The 15,350-nt window shown below is 58.6% G+C and carries 16 protein-coding genes and 2 tRNA genes; 9 read left to right on the forward strand and 9 right to left on the reverse strand.

The genetic code is table 11. The features are described 5' to 3' along the window. Positions 1-42: 42 nt before the first annotated feature. Entirely contained in the window at positions 43-975 is a 933-nt protein-coding gene (locus tag AB4N85_RS14710; RefSeq protein WP_016773611.1) for a chemotaxis protein CheV, read from the reverse strand. An 82-nt stretch (positions 976-1,057) separates the two neighbouring features. Here AB4N85_RS14710 and flgA point away from each other — a divergent pair, with 82 nt between their 5' ends. From flgA to AB4N85_RS14730, 4 genes are all read left to right on the forward strand, one after another. Beyond that, complete coding sequence (flgA, locus tag AB4N85_RS14715) at positions 1,058-1,819, forward strand: flagellar basal body P-ring formation chaperone FlgA (protein ID WP_073472167.1); 762 nt, start codon at positions 1,058-1,060, stop codon at positions 1,817-1,819. A 162-nt stretch (positions 1,820-1,981) separates the two neighbouring features. Continuing rightward, a complete protein-coding gene (gene flgM / locus AB4N85_RS14720; protein ID WP_016773609.1) occupies positions 1,982-2,308 on the forward strand; it encodes a flagellar biosynthesis anti-sigma factor FlgM in 327 nt (108 codons plus the stop codon). Between the two features lie 48 nt (positions 2,309-2,356). Further along, positions 2,357-2,824, forward strand: a complete 468-nt coding sequence (locus tag AB4N85_RS14725) for a flagella synthesis protein FlgN (RefSeq protein ID WP_041479278.1) — start codon at positions 2,357-2,359, stop codon at positions 2,822-2,824. An 89-nt stretch (positions 2,825-2,913) separates the two neighbouring features. Next, entirely contained in the window at positions 2,914-3,660 is a 747-nt protein-coding gene (locus tag AB4N85_RS14730) for a flagellar brake protein (RefSeq protein WP_041479276.1), read from the forward strand. Positions 3,661-3,733: 73 nt separating this feature from the next. On the opposite strand, the gene AB4N85_RS14735 is transcribed toward AB4N85_RS14730, so the two are convergent. The 4 genes from AB4N85_RS14735 to AB4N85_RS14750 all read right to left on the reverse strand — a co-directional run bounded on the left by AB4N85_RS14735 (position 3,734) and on the right by AB4N85_RS14750 (position 9,028). Then, positions 3,734-5,116, reverse strand: a complete 1,383-nt coding sequence (locus tag AB4N85_RS14735) for an MFS transporter (RefSeq protein WP_252878729.1) — start codon at positions 5,114-5,116, stop codon at positions 3,734-3,736. A gap of 69 nt (positions 5,117-5,185) precedes the next feature. Further along, positions 5,186-6,427, reverse strand: a complete 1,242-nt coding sequence (locus AB4N85_RS14740) for a glutamine synthetase family protein (protein WP_460068352.1) — start codon at positions 6,425-6,427, stop codon at positions 5,186-5,188. 307 nt (positions 6,428-6,734) lie between these two features. Next, complete coding sequence (locus AB4N85_RS14745) at positions 6,735-7,427, reverse strand: sensor histidine kinase (RefSeq protein WP_076563863.1); 693 nt, start codon at positions 7,425-7,427, stop codon at positions 6,735-6,737. Beyond that, positions 7,424-9,028, reverse strand: coding sequence for a tetratricopeptide repeat-containing response regulator (locus AB4N85_RS14750; protein ID WP_016773603.1), 1,605 nt, complete (start codon positions 9,026-9,028; stop codon positions 7,424-7,426). Before AB4N85_RS14750 ends, AB4N85_RS14745 begins: the two co-directional genes overlap by 4 nt. Positions 9,029-9,245: 217 nt before the next feature. Here AB4N85_RS14750 and AB4N85_RS14755 point away from each other — a divergent pair, with 217 nt between their 5' ends. Further along, a complete protein-coding gene (locus AB4N85_RS14755; protein WP_460064852.1) occupies positions 9,246-10,601 on the forward strand; it encodes a lysozyme inhibitor LprI family protein in 1,356 nt (451 codons plus the stop codon). A 149-nt stretch (positions 10,602-10,750) separates the two neighbouring features. Here AB4N85_RS14755 and AB4N85_RS14760 read toward each other — a convergent pair. After that, positions 10,751-10,827 (reverse strand) — tRNA-Arg (locus AB4N85_RS14760). A gap of 298 nt (positions 10,828-11,125) precedes the next feature. On the opposite strand from AB4N85_RS14760, the gene AB4N85_RS14765 reads away from it, so the two are divergent. After that, complete coding sequence (locus AB4N85_RS14765) at positions 11,126-11,359, forward strand: hypothetical protein (RefSeq protein WP_252868117.1); 234 nt, start codon at positions 11,126-11,128, stop codon at positions 11,357-11,359. A gap of 20 nt (positions 11,360-11,379) precedes the next feature. After that, entirely contained in the window at positions 11,380-11,559 is a 180-nt protein-coding gene (locus tag AB4N85_RS14770; protein ID WP_016773599.1) for a PA3371 family protein, read from the forward strand. Here AB4N85_RS14770 and phnN read toward each other — a convergent pair. After that, on the reverse strand, positions 11,534-12,103 hold the full coding sequence (phnN, locus tag AB4N85_RS14775) for a phosphonate metabolism protein/1,5-bisphosphokinase (PRPP-forming) PhnN (RefSeq protein WP_056788074.1): 570 nt from the start codon (positions 12,101-12,103) through the stop codon (positions 11,534-11,536). The genes AB4N85_RS14770 and phnN overlap by 26 nt on opposite strands. Before the next feature lie 388 nt (positions 12,104-12,491). Here phnN and AB4N85_RS14780 point away from each other — a divergent pair, with 388 nt between their 5' ends. Then, positions 12,492-12,818: an Arc family DNA-binding protein gene (locus AB4N85_RS14780; RefSeq protein ID WP_003178899.1), complete on the forward strand. Its 327-nt coding sequence runs from the start codon at positions 12,492-12,494 to the stop codon at positions 12,816-12,818. A 135-nt stretch (positions 12,819-12,953) separates the two neighbouring features. Here AB4N85_RS14780 and mgtE read toward each other — a convergent pair whose 3' ends face one another. After that, on the reverse strand, positions 12,954-14,396 hold the full coding sequence (gene mgtE / locus AB4N85_RS14785; protein ID WP_016773597.1) for a magnesium transporter: 1,443 nt from the start codon (positions 14,394-14,396) through the stop codon (positions 12,954-12,956). 321 nt (positions 14,397-14,717) lie between these two features. Between mgtE and AB4N85_RS14790 the strand changes: the two genes are divergently transcribed. Further along, on the forward strand, positions 14,718-15,230 hold the full coding sequence (locus AB4N85_RS14790; protein ID WP_252868118.1) for a cell envelope protein SmpA: 513 nt from the start codon (positions 14,718-14,720) through the stop codon (positions 15,228-15,230). A 19-nt stretch (positions 15,231-15,249) separates the two neighbouring features. Here the strand turns inward: AB4N85_RS14790 and AB4N85_RS14795 are convergent. Continuing rightward, positions 15,250-15,326: transfer RNA gene (locus AB4N85_RS14795), tRNA-Arg, on the reverse strand. Between the last annotated feature and the right edge of the window lie 24 nt (positions 15,327-15,350).

Raw genomic sequence — 15,350 nt, forward strand, 5'->3', positions numbered from 1 at the left:
GCCGCCTCTTAAATCGTGTTGACCGCCAGGGACAGAAGGTCCCTAGCTGATATCTGCTGCTTTGATCCGGTCGACTACCCGGGATGCGAGGTCATCAGGACGGAATTTGGCCAGAAAGTCATCAGCACCGACTTTCTTCACCATCGCCTGATTGAATACCCCCGACAACGAAGTATGCAGGATGATATGGAGCTTTTGCATGCGTGCGTCGCCGCGGATTTCCGCCGTCAGGGTGTACCCGTCCATCTCCGGCATCTCGATGTCGGAAATCATCATCAGGAACTCTTCTTCCGGCTTCTTGCCCTCGTCGACCAGCTTGCGCAGGTAATCCAGCGCCTGCTTGCCGTCGTTCAGCGCCACCACTTCGACACCGATGGTCTGCAGGCAACGCGTGACCTGCTTGCGCGCCACCGACGAGTCATCGACCGTCAGTACCCGCAGCGACAACGCCTTGGTCTGCGTCTCGACATCGACCACGCCCACCGAAATCGCTTCCGGCGTCGGCGCCACCTCGGCCAGCACCTTCTCGACGTCGATGATTTCGACCAACTGATTGTCGACCCGCGTCACAGCGGTCAGGTAGTGATCGCGACCGGTGCCCTTGGGTGGCGGATGGATCTCTTCCCAGTTCATGTTGACGATGCGCTCCACCGAGCGGACCAGGAAACCCTGGGTCTTGGTGTTGTACTCCGTGATGATCACGAACGGACTGTTCTTGTCTTTCAACGCACCGGAGCCCGTTGCCATTGCCAGATCCAGGATCGGAATGGTCGCTCCCCGTATATTCGCTACCCCGCACACGACAGGACTGGATTTGGGCATCAACGTCAGCGACGGGCATTGCAACACTTCCCGTACCTTGAACACGTTGATCCCATAGAGCTGCGGCCCGTCGAGACGGAACAACAGCAGCTCGAGGCGATTCTGCCCTACCAGTTGCGTGCGCTGGTTCACCGAATCCATTACACCAGCCATGCCCAGACTCCTACACCAACGCCAAGTGTTGTTGCGACGCACATTCATTGCTAAACGGCACGGCGCTTGCTTTTTAACTCGTATGAACGCTCAAACGACATTTTCCCGACGCCTGACATCTTCCCTTCGCAAAGGGCTTTGCGCGGTGTCCGCCGTTTGCTGCTTGCTTGCTGGCAGTCCTGCCCATGCAGATGCGGTTACCTTGCCTGATATGCTTATCGGCGTGACTCAGGGCTTTCTTGAATTCACCGTAGAAGACTATTTGGCTTCCAGTCAAACCGAAGGCCGCTACGAAATCGAAGTCAACCAGCTCGACCCGCGCATGCGCATGCCCATGTGCGACAAGGAATTGACAGCCACGCTGGAGAGCCCGGCACGCCCGCTGGGCCGCGTCACGGTGAAGGTTCGCTGCGAAGGCAGTTCGCCCTGGACGGTGTTCGTACCCGCTCAAGTCCGCCTGTTTCGCGAGATCGTGACGACCACTCGTCCGCTGAAACGCGCCGGCATTATCGAGCCGCAGGATGTGACCTTGCGCGAGCGCGACGTCAGCACGATCAACCAGGGTTTCCTGACCTCGGTCGACGAAGCGATCGGGCAGAAACTTACCCGACCAACGGTCGCCGATCAGGTCATAACTCTGGTGCATCTGGAACAGGCCGAAGTGGTCCGTAAGGGTGACCAGGTGGTGATCACTGCCCGCAGCGGCACCCTTGCCGTACGCATGCCGGGGGAAGCGCTCTCCAATGGCGGCATGAAAGAACAGATTCGAGTAAAAAACCTTAATTCTCAAAGAGTTATCAAGGCGCAGGTGATTGCGCCGGGACAGGTCGAAGTGGCCATGTAAAAGCCCTGTGGAGAAAACTGGCGCCGATCCCGTCGCTTCCCTAAACTGTGCCGCAGCAAGACTCGCAACGGCGCATGCAAGCTTATGGTTGATTGGGCCTAAAGTTTTTCAGGGGATAGCCGAAAACATGGCAAGCGTCCAAATTCCCAGAGGTTTTTTATCATGGTTATCGATTTCAACCGATTGAACAGTTCCTCGTCACTAACCGGCAGCACACGTACCAGCAACGCCAAGGAAAGCGCTGAAAACAGCCCCTCCGCGCCGCTGAATACCCAGGCCGAACAGGCCAATGTCGCCAAAAGCGGGGAGTCGGTACACCTCAGCAATGAGGCTCAACAGTTGCAGAAGGTCACTGACAAGCTGCGCGATCAGCCTGCTGTCGACAAAGCCCGTGTGGCCGAGTTGAAAGCCGCGATTGCCGATGGCAGCTATAAAGTCGACAGCAACCGTGTAGCCAGCAAACTGCTCAACTTCGAAGCCCAGCGCTAGGCTTTTGCCGGCGCCAGGCTTTTGGACGCTTAAACCCCAAGGCCAGCCATGCACGACACTAACTTATTGCAACTGATCAACGACGACTTTGCTCCAGCGCAACAATTGCTGGAGTTATTGCAAACCGAATCCCTCGCTTTGCATGGTCGTGACATGCCGTTGCTGGAAGAAATTCTGGCGACCAAGCAAGCGTTGATCATTCTGCTCGAGCAGCATGGCCGCAAGCGCAGCGAAATCCTCGCCAGCCTCAACCTGCCGACCGATCGCACAGGTCTTGAGCAACTGGCCAGCCAGTCGAGCATTGGCGACCAGTTGCTGACCCAGGGCGATGCCCTGACCGCGCTGATCGCCCAGTGCCAGGCTGCCAACGTCAAGAATGGCCAGTCGATCCAGATCCAGCAGGCGACCACGGCCAATCAGCTGAAGATCCTCACCGGCGGTGAGCCGCCAGCGCTTTACGACGCCAGCGGGACCTTTGCCAAACCGGTCAAGCCGCGAACGCTCAGCCAGGCATGAGCCATTCGCTGACCCTGCACTATCCACCTGCGCAACATGCTGGCAAAATACTGGCCAGTCGTCTTATTTTGTCTGGAGATTGAAGAACCGTGTCCAACACCCTAAGCGCGGATGATGCTCCGCAGCCTCCGAAGGTGCTCACCACGCCACTGGAAATCTCCAGCAACCTGCGCCAGCTGCAAGACAGCCACGATCCGCTGATCATCACCTTCCATGAACGCAGCCAGCGTTTTCAGAGCTACCTGATCAAGGTCGACCGCGAAACCGCGACGATCGCCCTGGACGAAATGATCCCGCGCGATGGCGAACGCTTCCTCCAGGCTGGCGAGCCGTTCAAGGTCGAAGGCTTTCATGACGGCGTGCGCATCGCCTGGGAATGCAACGGCACACTGAACATCGAAGAATCCGACGGCGACCGTTTCTACACCGGCGACCTGCCGAGCGAAGTGGTCTACCACCAGCGCCGCAACGCCTTCCGCGCTGCGTTGAAACTCACCGACCTGGTCAGCGTTGAACTGGGCGGCGAAAAGCTCAAGGTTCCTCTGCACGGCAAGCTGCTGGATATCTCCGCCACTGGCTGCAAATTCCGCTTCGAAGGCGACATCACTGACCGCCTGCAACTGGGCCAGGTCTACGACCGCCTGATCGCCCCGCCGCTGTTCGGCAATCAGCCAACATCGGTCGAGCTGCGCTACCTGCACTTCGAAGAAAAACTCAACATCACCTTCGCCGGTCTGCGCTTCCACAACATCAGTGGCCAGGCTGCGCGCAACGTCGAGCGTTTCGTTTATCAGTTGCAGCGTGAAGCACGGCGTTTCGACAAAGACGATCTCTGAGTCGCAGCGACAAATAAAAAGGGCAGTCCTGTGCGGGACTGCCCTTTTTTATGCGCCGGTGTTTATCTTCGGCTCAGGGCCTGCCACCACTGATATCCGGCGCAGGCTTGTCGTCATCGCCGCTGTCCTGCTCGGTTTCAACGACTGCATCCGGCTGCACTTCGGGCTCAGGCTCAGGAGTGACCGGCGCCGGATCCTGCACCATCTGCTCCTGCACCACCTGCTCATCGACACGCGGATCGAGCGCCGCCACCAGCGGCGAACTCGACATGCTGTCCGGCATTGCCACGTGATGCAGCGGTGCGTCGTCGACCTGATGCAGGTTGGTCACTGCTTTCGGACGAATCCGCCAGACCAGCACCAGCGCGAAGAAACTGAAGAACGCATACAGGCTCTGACTGCCGAGAAACTTCATCAGCACACCCGCGAGCAGCGGCCCGATGCTCGCGCCGACGCCATAGGTCACCAGCAACATCGCGGTCAGCGACACCCGGCGATCGCCTTCGACGTGGTCGTTGGAAAACGCCACCGCCAGCGGATACAGGCAGAACTGCACCAGCGAACAGAAGAAGCCGACGACGAACAGCACCTCCAGTGGCACCTGCGGCATGATCGCCAACGGCAACGCCGCCACCGCCAGAAACCCGGCAAAGCAGCGGATCAGCAGCGCGCGGTCATAACGGTCGGACAACCAGCCCAACGGCCACTGCACCAGCAAGCCGGCAAAAATACAGCTACCCATGAACAGACCGACCTGCTCGGTCGTCAGCCCCTGTTGCGAGGCATACAGCGGCGCCAGACCGTAGAACGAACCAATGATCAGACCGGCGCCGAGCACCGTGCTCAGCGATTGCGGCACCCGTTTGATAAAGAAGCGCGGCTCCATCGGCGCCGGATGCAGGGGCGCCGGGTGAATCCGTCGAGTCAGCGTCACGGGCACCAGGCACAGGGCAAAGCACAGCGCCACCAGCATCAGCAGTTCCAGCCCGAGGCCGGGATGCATGACCAGAATCAGCTGGCCCAGCACCAGGCCCAGATACGAAGCGATCATGTAACCGCTGAACACCAGGCCACGCTGATTGGCATCGGCCTGCTCGTTGAGCCAGCTCTCGATGACCATGTACTGACACATCATGCCCAGACCGACGATCGTCCGCAGCACCAGCCACGCCGGCAGCCAGTCCACCAGACCATGGCCGAGCACCGCCGCGCCGACGATCCCCGCACACGCCGAGTAGGCACGGATATGCCCGACCCGGGCGATCAGGCGATGGCCGATCTTGCCGCCCAGCACCAGACCGAAATAGTTGGCCGCCATCAGCGCACCGACCCACAGCCCGTCGACATTGTCGGCGGCCAGACGCAAAGCCAGATAAGTAGAAAGAAGGCCTGAGCCGATCAACATCATCAGCGAGGCAAAATACAGCGCTCGAAAGGATTTCCAGATTTGGCGCATCGGCGTTCCGAGCGGCTCCTTGCAGTAAATACCGGGCGGTCAGATCGACAGCCCGGCAGCAGCGATACGTCAGGCCTGGGCGGCCAGTACACGGCGCTCCCAGGGAGTGATTTCATCAAAGAAGCTGGTCAACTCCATGGTCTTCGAAGCGATGTAGCCTTCGATGAACTCCGACCCGAACAGTTCCCTCGCCAACTGGCTACGTTTCAGACGCTCAAGCGCGGCGTGCAAGGTACACGGCAAGGCCAGATTATCCGGCACGGCGAATTCACCCTGGATCGCCGCGCTCGGCTCCAGCTCCTGTTCGATGCCGTGCAAACCCGCGGCCAGACTGGCGGCGATCGCCAGATACGGATTGGCGTCGGCGCCCGGCAAGCGGTTTTCGACCCGACGTGCGGCTGGCGAGCTGGCGGGAATACGCAAGCCGGCGGCGCGATTGTCATGGGACCAGCAGGCATTGTTCGGCGACGCGTACGGATGACACAGGCGCTGATAGGAATTCACGTTGGGCGCAAACAGTGCGGTGAAATCGGCGAGGCCTGCCTGTTGCCCGCCGATGAAGTGGCGGAACATCGACGTCGGCTCGCCGTTCGAGTCAGTGAAGACATTCTTGCCGCTGCCGATCTCAACGATGCTCTGGTGAATATGCATCGAACTGCCCGGCGTGTGCGCCAGCGGTTTGGCCATGCACACCACGCTCAGGCCATGCTTGAGCGCGACCTCCTTGAGCAGATGCTTGAACAGGAACGTCTGATCGGCCAGCAGCAGCGGATCGCCGTGCAGCAGATTGATCTCGAACTGGCTGACGCCCATTTCATGCATGAACGTGTCGCGCGGCAGGCCGAGGGCGGCCATGCATTTATACACTTCGCTGAAGAACGGCCGCAGGCCGTTGTTGGAACTGACGCTGAAGGCCGACTGGCCATCCTCGCGGCGGCCGTCGAGGCCCACCGGCGGACGGAACGGCTGAGTCGGATCGGTGTTCGGTGCGAAGACAAAAAATTCCAGTTCGGTCGCCACCACCGGCGCCAGACCGTGCACGGCGTAACGGGCGATGACCGCTTTGAGCTGGCCACGGGTCGAGAGACTTGAGCTCCCCCCGCTCAGTTCGTCGGCGTCGCAAATCGCAATGGCGCGCGGCTCGTCGCTCCAGGGCAAACGGTGAATCTGCGCAGGATCGGCAACCAGCGCCAGATCGCCGTCATCGCTGCCGTAGAACCGCGCCGGCGGATAGCCGCCCATGATGCATTGCAGCAGCACACCCCGCGCCAACTGCAAACGCCGCCCCTCGAGGAAACCCTCGGCGGTCATCACCTTGCCCCGTGGCACACCGTTCAGATCCGGGGTGACACATTCAATCTCATCAATGCCGGTCAATCGCTGCGCGAGTGAACCCTGGCCATCGGTTGTCATGACGCAATCCTTGTTGTTGTGCGAGCCGCGAACGGCGACCCGGACAAAATAGGCTGCGGCTGTTCGGAATATCAAGCAGCGCCCACAAAAATCCCGATCTTGTGCAGGAGCCGTAGGAGCTGACGAGTGCAACGAGGCTGCGATCTTTTGATCTTGCTTTTTAAAATCAAAAGATCGCAGCCTTCGGCAGCTCCAACACCAGACCTCAGGGCAAGTAGAGGCTGAACACTCCTCCGCCCAACGGCCCGCCATTGCTGATTTCGGTGCGCCCTTCCACGCCGTTGCGCTGATGCAGCGCGGCGATGCGATTGGCGAAATACAGACCGAGGCCGGTGCTGCCGCTGCTGTGATTGATGCCCTGCACATAATCGGCCTGACGCTCGAGCATCTCTGCCGGATAGCCGTCGCCATCGTCGTTGATGCTCAACACCAGTTGCCCGGCTTCGTCGCTGACAGTAATCAGCAACGACTCGCGGGCGTAGCGAATCGCATTGTTGATGCAGTTGCCGAGCACCGAGGCGATCAGCTCGCGATCGAAGAAACCCAGCGGGCTCAACGGGTCGACTTCATAAGTGGCGATGATGCCGCGACTGGCAAACACTTCCTGATGCGCGGCCAGTTGCGCCTCGATGAAATCGTCGAGTTCGTGATACGCCGGCTGCAGCGGCAACTGATTCACGCCAAGTTTGTACAGCCCCAGCAACTGCACGAGCATGCCGTTGAGGTGGGCGAACTCGAAGTCGATCACGCCCTGCTCCGAGCCGTCGCGCAGCTCTTTCGGCAGACGCGCCAGCCATTGGCTGTGCGCCTGCATCAGCATGGCCAGAGAGTTCTTCATGTCGTGAACGGTGGAGGCAATCACCGTGGAAAAATCCAGCGCCGGATCTATTGAGTTCATTCGCCAAACGCCTTGCTTTTCAGCTTCTGATAACGCGCAAACCGCGCGTCGGTGTCGGGCATCAGGCCCACCAGTTTCAGGCAGGCCCGACATTCTTCCAGCTCCGCCGACGGCACACTGGTGTCGGTGCCGTGCAGCAGCGACTGGGCCAGGTTCAGCGCGATACTGATGTTTTTCGGTTGCAGCTTGAGCGCCTTGCGGAACACTTCGCGGGCCTCGACCAGATTGCCGGTCTTGTACACCCGCACGCCCTGACGGTTGAGATCGGCCGCAGCGTTGCTCGAACTGAGAATCGTCGGATCGTCGGTGAGCTTGGCGATGTCTTTCATCACCGCCGGGTCATCACCGTAGATCTCCGCGCAACTCTTGAGCATCGAAGTGCCCGCCTCGGCCTGACCGAGCATCTGCAACTGCTTGGCCACCAGCAACGCCGCCTCGGGACTCATGAATTGCTCCATGCCATCGAGGCGCATCAGCGCCTGTTCGGTGAGCTTGTCGGCGGTTTCGGCGTCGTTGAGCAACAGGCTGGTGGCTTTCATCAAACGCGCGCGAATCTGCAGACCGGGGTCGCTCGGGTTTTCTTTGGCCACAGCGCTGAGGGTGGTGTTGATCTCCAGTCGCGTACGCGTGTCGAGCCCGCGATCGCTACCCTTGCTGATCAGCGCGTGCGCCAGGCCGAGATTGCTTTCCGGGTCCTTGAAACGCGACTGCGCGCCCTGCGCCACGGCCTGACGATAAGCACGCGAGGCGGTTTCGAAATCTTCGTTGGCCATGGCCAATTTGCCGAGCAGCGCCTGGCGGCGCACCGCCAGCGGCGACAGACGGATCGCTTCTTCGAGCACCCGCTGCGCGCCTTTGCTGTCGCCTTCGGCCACCAGCACATCGGCCATGCCGTCATAAAGCGCCGGCATCATCGGGAACACTTTCAAGGCCTTTTCATAGACCTCTTTGGCCTGCGAGACCTGCCCGCGCTTGAACAGCAACTTGCCCAATCCAGCGAAGGCCCACGGCAACGGCCGGTCGGCAATGATGCCGTCGTAGAGTCGCTCCAGCGCTTCGTTCTGATTCATGTCGCGCAGCGCATCGGCGCGGTAACGCAGGCACAGCGGCGAATAGCGGATGTCCTGCTTGCACAGGGCAATACAGGCATTGAGCACCTCGACCGGCTTACCGCGATCAAGGGCCTGAAGAATCGGTTTGAGCAAAGTCTTGCGTTGCTCCAGACGCTCAAGGCGCTGGGCCAGCCCGGAACGGTTGAACGGCTTGGTCAGGTACGCATCCGGCTCGTGCTCCAGCGCACTGAGCACCATCGCCTGACTGGTCTCAGCGGTGACCATGACGAAAACGGCTTCGTGGCTGATGAGCTTTTCCGACATCAGGTCTTCGAGCACCTGCTGGCCGTTCTTCTTGCCGTCGCCGAGGTGGAAGTCCTGAAGAATGAAATCGTAGGACTTCTGCGAACACATCTTCAGCGCCTGCTCGCCAGTGTCGGCAGTATCGACATCCTTGACGCCGAGCTCACGCAACATCGAACGCACGGAACTGCGGAAATCGGAAAAATCATCGACGATCAGAAAGCTTTTTTGGTGATACGACGACATCGAAGATTTCCAGGCAATTGAAGAAAACGAACCGAGGCGATTTCAGGCGCGCAGATGATAGCCGGAGGCCATGCGCCATCAAGCGATTTCGCTGGAGTCTGAACTCACCGTTCGGGTTATCGGCCAAAAATGCCCGGGCCTGAGGGTGGTGCTTCAAGAATGTTGCCTGGATTATTACTCTGCGCGCCTGCTCAAGGATTTGCATAAGGACTGAATCGTGTACATCAAGGGACGCTACATCCTGTCAGCGTGTTTGCTTGTCTTTATCCAGCAAGCGACAGCGGCGGCGATGGATTGCAAAAAAGCGTCGAACGACGTGGAAAACATGATTTGCGCGAATAAATCGCTGTATGAGCTAGACGCGCAGATGGGCACGCTGTATCGCCAACTGCTGACAACTGCCACAGCGACGCAACCTGAGCTCAAGCGCACCCAGCGCGCCTGGCTGAAAACCCGCAACGCCTGCGCGGACGATGTCGCTTGTTTGGATGGCAGCTACCGGCAGCGCCTGCAAGCATTAGAGGCACAGTGGACGCAAGCCGCAATGTGGCAGCCGGACGCCGTGGATCTGCAGGCGATGAGCGATCTGCAGGAAAGCATCCTTGCCGAGAGCAAAAACCACGCGGAATTTGCGCTGGAACGTGCCTTGGCCGCGTGGGCTGTCGATTCATCCGAGACATCGTTCGCAGGCGATCCAGTCGATGACAGTTATGGCGAGCAAACCAACTTCCCCAAGTCGCGTCCCAAAGGCGTGAGCGAGGACGAATGGAAAGCATTGAACGCCTCAAGCATCGACGGCGCCGCCGAGACCGGACGGTCTTCCTACGCACTGCTGGATCTGGACAATGATGGCCAGCGCGACCTTATCGTCGACACATACTCAGGCGGCACCGGCTTGTTCACCTACGTGGAAACCTGGCGCCGCACGGGCGAGCGGTTCGTCAAAAGATCGGTCGAGCCGGAAAGCTCGCTGTTCTACACCAACGACCGTGGCGCCAATCAGACAATCAGCTGGATCAAGCTTCACGACAGAATCTATGCCGCCTACCGAAACGGCGCCTACGGTGTCGACAACCTGTATCTGCTCAATCCGCTGAAGGTCAACCGTCAGGTGCCGACGGTGTCCGTGCGTTACAGTTACGCCCTGCAGGTGCCCACGACTCAACATAAAGAGGATGGCACCAGCACCTACGAGCTTGACGCGGATCTGCACGGGGCACTCGAACACGCCATCACCCAGGCAATGAAAGTCGCATCGGAATCAACCGCTAACGCGCCCCTTTGCCCTATTCCTCCCACGGGTGCCGGAGACGACGATTACTACAGCTACGGTCCAGGGCACTACACCATCGAAAAGATCGCTGATTTGCCGGTAATGATCGGCGGCGAATGCTACATCGGAGCGCTGATTGACTGGTTCGGCAGTTACAGCGAAAAGACGGGGTTATTCGCTCAACTGGCCGTGCGCAAGCCGGGCGTCGAGGCGAGCGGGACTACTTACGAAGTCCACGGCCGTCGGCATGTCACCGACGTCAGCAGCACTCTCGGCAAAGTCGAACTGAACGGCGACTGATCGTCAGTCAGCACCGGCGCAAATGCCCCGATGCAACGGCAGAGGTGGGACCCCGGAGTTTGTAACAGTGCAAAACGCCTGTTCGTCGACCAAACCAAAAAGCCCCGTCGCAATGGATAAATGCGACGGGGCTTTTCGTTTTCAAGAAGTGGTGTCCCAGGCGGGGTTCGAACCTGCAACCTTCCCCTTAGGAGGGGGATGCTCTATCCAATTGAGCTACTGAGACACTGATTGAAGCGGGCTGTACGCGGGGCGACAGACGGCGTGCATGTTAACGGCCGGCCCCTGTTTTGTCATGTCGTCCGTAGGGCTTTTTAAGTGTAGGCAGGCGCCGTGCAAGATTGCGGGAACTTTTACCGGGCAATTTGCACTACGCGAAAAAGCGGTCATTGCAGTTTGCAATCAGTGCCGCCCGAAAAACCTTACCAAACCCTTGTTTTTAAAGGACTTATCAGCCGTTACACTGTTGGCACGGCGACTGCTATGGCTGTTCTATCAAAAAGAACAATTTGGAGCGTCGTGCCATGAACAGCACCCTCTTGCTTGCAAACGTAGCGGCATTGGCCTTCTTGCTCGGATCGCATTTTTTTCCCAAGGCGGACATCGAGCAGCCAGTGGCGCAGCGCATGCCGCATTACTTGCAGGTGCAGAAAGCGCCGCAGTGGGCGGTGCTGAGTGATCGCAGCGATGCCTCTACGCAAATGGTCAGCGAGCCTGAGCTAGCCTCGGCGCCGACCACCGAACGTCTGGTTTTTTGAAATATCTTCAGGAGTACAACATGTCCAAATCAGCGACGGGATTTCTGATCCTCGCTTTACTGAGTGGCGTTACCCATCTGGCGCTGTTCGAGGAGACGGAAGTCACCTTGCCTCTGGTTGGCTGTGGCGTGTTTGCGGTGCTGTTTGTGCTGGCGCTGATTGCAGGGCGCAAGATCAAGTTTGATCCGGTTCTGCGTTGAGCCGGATCAGCTCAAGTAATGCAGAGACAGCTTCAGCAAGATCAACAGAATTTTCGATCTGATGAACGGGGCTGTCGCTGGATCTGCGGTCTTTGAACAGTGCGTTGCGCGCGAGTCTTGCGTCGATTTGCTCAGGGGTTTCCCGGCCACGCTTGAGCAGGCGCTTACGCAGGACCTCATCGTTGACTGTCAGCAGAACCGGCACCAGCGTTGGATATTTCTCCATTGCTTGACGCAGGTTCGCTCTCGACCCGTTAACCAATACGTGCCGGCCCGCTTGCAACCATTCATCCATTTCCCTTGGAATGCCGTAAGAGAGGCCGTTGGCTTGCCAGGCTAAGGAAAAAGCGCCAGCGTGCTGTCGCCGGTCGAACTCTTCAGGCGTCACGCCGATTGCATCTTCGCCGACTGACTCCGCCGATCGGGTAATCACCCGGCGCATCACTTCACAGTTCAACTCACGCAGTGGCTCACGCGCTGCTTCGATCAGGCTGTCCTTGCCCGAACCGGACGGCCCCATCAGGTAAAAAAGCTTGCCATCCATCCCGAAAACGCCCTCCGACGGGTCCTGCCTCTAGTAAATCGGCAAATTGCCACTATCCTGTACACATAGGGATCAAGAATAGCGAGCCGCATAGCATGCACGTTCTAAGGTCTTCGGACATCAACAGATGTGCATGCGAAAGCGGGCAGCGATACGGAAGGATGGAAAGTTTTCCAACCAGTCCGCATTTCTGACAACTGGTGCTGGCATTACGCCTTTACCCGGCTCAATATTTGTCACAGAATTGACGCCAATGATCTGGCAATTTTGAGGCATGATGCCGGCCTCTTAACAATTCAGGTTGAACCAATTGGTCCGGATGCTTGTCCTACCACACATCCTGCGGCCAATCCCGAGAACCGCTCCCCTGAACTAACCGGTTAAATATATGCGCCCATTGAAACAGGCAATTTATTCCAGCCGTACGGCTGACAAGTTTGTCGTACGTCTGCCAGACGGAATGCGTGAACGCATTGCCGAAGTGGCTCGCAATCATCATCGCAGCATGAACTCCGAGATCATTGCGCGCCTTGAGCAGAGTCTTATTCAGGAAGGCGCACTGGGCGAAGAGCTGAGCATGCGCCTGGACAGCCCGGAGCTGTCGCTGCACGAGCGCGAGCTGTTGCAACGCTTCCGTCAGCTGTCGCACCGTCAGCAGAACGCCCTGGTGTCGCTGATCGCACACGACGCTGAAATGGCCGCAGACGCGTCCTGAGTTATACCGAACATATTGAAGCCAGCATGATTGCTGGCTTTTTTTTGCCCGCGATATGACAGATGGCCGCTTGGCAATTGAGTGTGGCAGGCACAAAAAAGCCCGTCAATTTGACGGGCCTTTCATTGCAACTGATCAGAGCAGGAAGATTGTCGCCAGGCCGAGGAAGATGAAGAAGCCACCGCTGTCGGTCATTGCGGTGATCATCACACTGGCGCCCATCGCCGGATCGCGGCCCATCTTGGCCAGCGTCATCGGGATCAACACCCCCATCAACGCCGCCAGCAACAGGTTGAGCGTCATCGCCGCCGTCATTACCACGCCGAGTGACCAACTGCCGTAGAGCATGTACGCGACCACACCGATCACCCCGCCCCAGACCAGACCGTTGATCAAACCGACCGCCAGCTCTTTGCGCATCAAGCGCGAAGTGTTGCCGGTGCTGACCTGATCCAGCGCCATGGCGCGCACGATCATGGTGATGGTCTGGTTACCGGAGTTGCCACCGATACCCGCCACGATCGGCATGAGCGCCGCCAGTGCCACCAATTTCTCGATCGAACCTTCGAACAGACCGATCACCCGCGATGCCACAAATGCAGTGATCAGGTTCACCGCCAGCCACGCCCAACGGTTACGCAGGGATTTCCACACCGAGGCGAAGATATCTTCCTCTTCGCGCAGACCGGCCATGTTGAGGACTTCGCTTTCGCTTTCCTCACGGATCAGGTCGACCATTTCATCGATGGTCAGACGGCCGATCAGCTTGCCGTTCTTGTCGACCACCGGCGCCGAGATCAAGTCGTAACGCTCGAACGCCTGAGCAGCGTCGTAGGCATCTTCGTCCGGGTGGAAGCTCACCGGATCGCTGGCCATCACTTCCGCGACCTGCTTCTCCGGATCGTTGACCAGCAGACGTTTGATAGGCAGCACGCCCTTGAGCACGCCGTCGTAATCGACCACGAACAATTTATCGGTATGACCGGGCAGCTCTTTGAGGCGACGCAGATAGCGCAGAACCACTTCAAGGCTGACGTCCTCACGGATCGTCACCATCTCGAAGTCCATCAGCGCACCGACCTGATCCTCGTCATAGGACAGCGCCGAGCGCACGCGTTCGCGCTGCTGGTTATCCAGACTCTCCATCAGCTCATGGACAACGTCTCGCGGCAGCTCGGAGGCCAGGTCAGCGAGTTCGTCGGCGTCCATGTCCTTGGCGGCAGCCAGGAGCTCGTGATCGTCCATGTCGGCGATCAGCGTTTCACGGACGGAATCGGATACTTCGAGAAGAATGTCGCCGTCGCGGTCGGCCTTGACCAGTTGCCAGAGCGTCAGGCGATCGTCCAGCGGCAAGGCTTCGAGAATGTAGGCGACGTCGGCGGAGTGCAGATCATCGAGCTTGCGTTGCAGCTCGACGAGGTTTTGCCGGTGAACCAGGTTTTCCACGCGGTCGTGGTGCGGACCTTCCTGGCGATGAGTCAGGTCTTCAACGACACGCTGGCGCTGCAGCAACTCGACGACCTGAGCCAGGCGGTCCTGCAGGCTTTCCTGTGTTTTTTTTACTTCGATTTCGGACATAGGCGAACTCCACTCCCAGCAGCGGGGCACGCCGGAAGGATCAATCAGTCAATTCATGATTGGTGAAACGGTTTACTGAACAACTACTGGGTAAGTCCATGGAGGTTTTCCATAAGCCCCGGCGGGGCTGACGGGCGCAATGATACACGCCTGACGGTTTAAAACGTTGAAAAAATCACGGCTGAAACAAGCGCTTGCGAAACAAACCTGAGCGCCTGCCTGACCCGTGCAAATGCGACGACTCATCTTGAAAAGAAAACACACCGGCAATGCAAAAAGCAGCGACTAACCTTGAGCGTAGATCGTCACGGAGGACATCGAATGCCAGCAAAACCAGCGCTTTTTCTACTGACCGCCCTGCTCCACATCACGCCTGCCAACGCCACCACACTTCATCGCTGCCAGGCTGCTGACGGCAGCGTCACGTTTACGTCGATGAGCTGCGCAACTGGCGAGCAACTCTCAATTCAGGAGGTCCACCCGTATTCACCCGGCTGGGTCGCAATCATGCCGGAGTTCAATCACGAAGCTGTGACCGGCATGAAAGACAGCGGACGCGAACCGGGCATCGTCGGCGGCACTGAACATAAATGTGGAAACCTGATCGACAACAGACAGCGGCGCGAAGCGATCATCAACCGCCGAGTGATTGCCGGCATGAGTCAGCGGGACGTCGAAAGCGCACTGGGCAAGCCCGACAAGATCAACACCCGCACATCGACCACGAGCTATCGTTACGACCTCAAGCGAGGCCGCAGTGCTCAAATTGATTTTGATGAAAGAGGCTGCGTGAAGGGAAAAGCCAAATCCCGGACAGCAAAAAGCCCGCGTTAAACGCGGGCTTCTTGGTATATGGTGCACTCGACAGGATTCGAACCTGTGACCGCTCGGTTCGTAGCCGAGTACTCTATCCAGCTGAGCTACGAGTGCATTTTGTGTTTTTAAACCAGACCA

The organism is Pseudomonas sp. H1_G08, assembly GCF_054681355.1.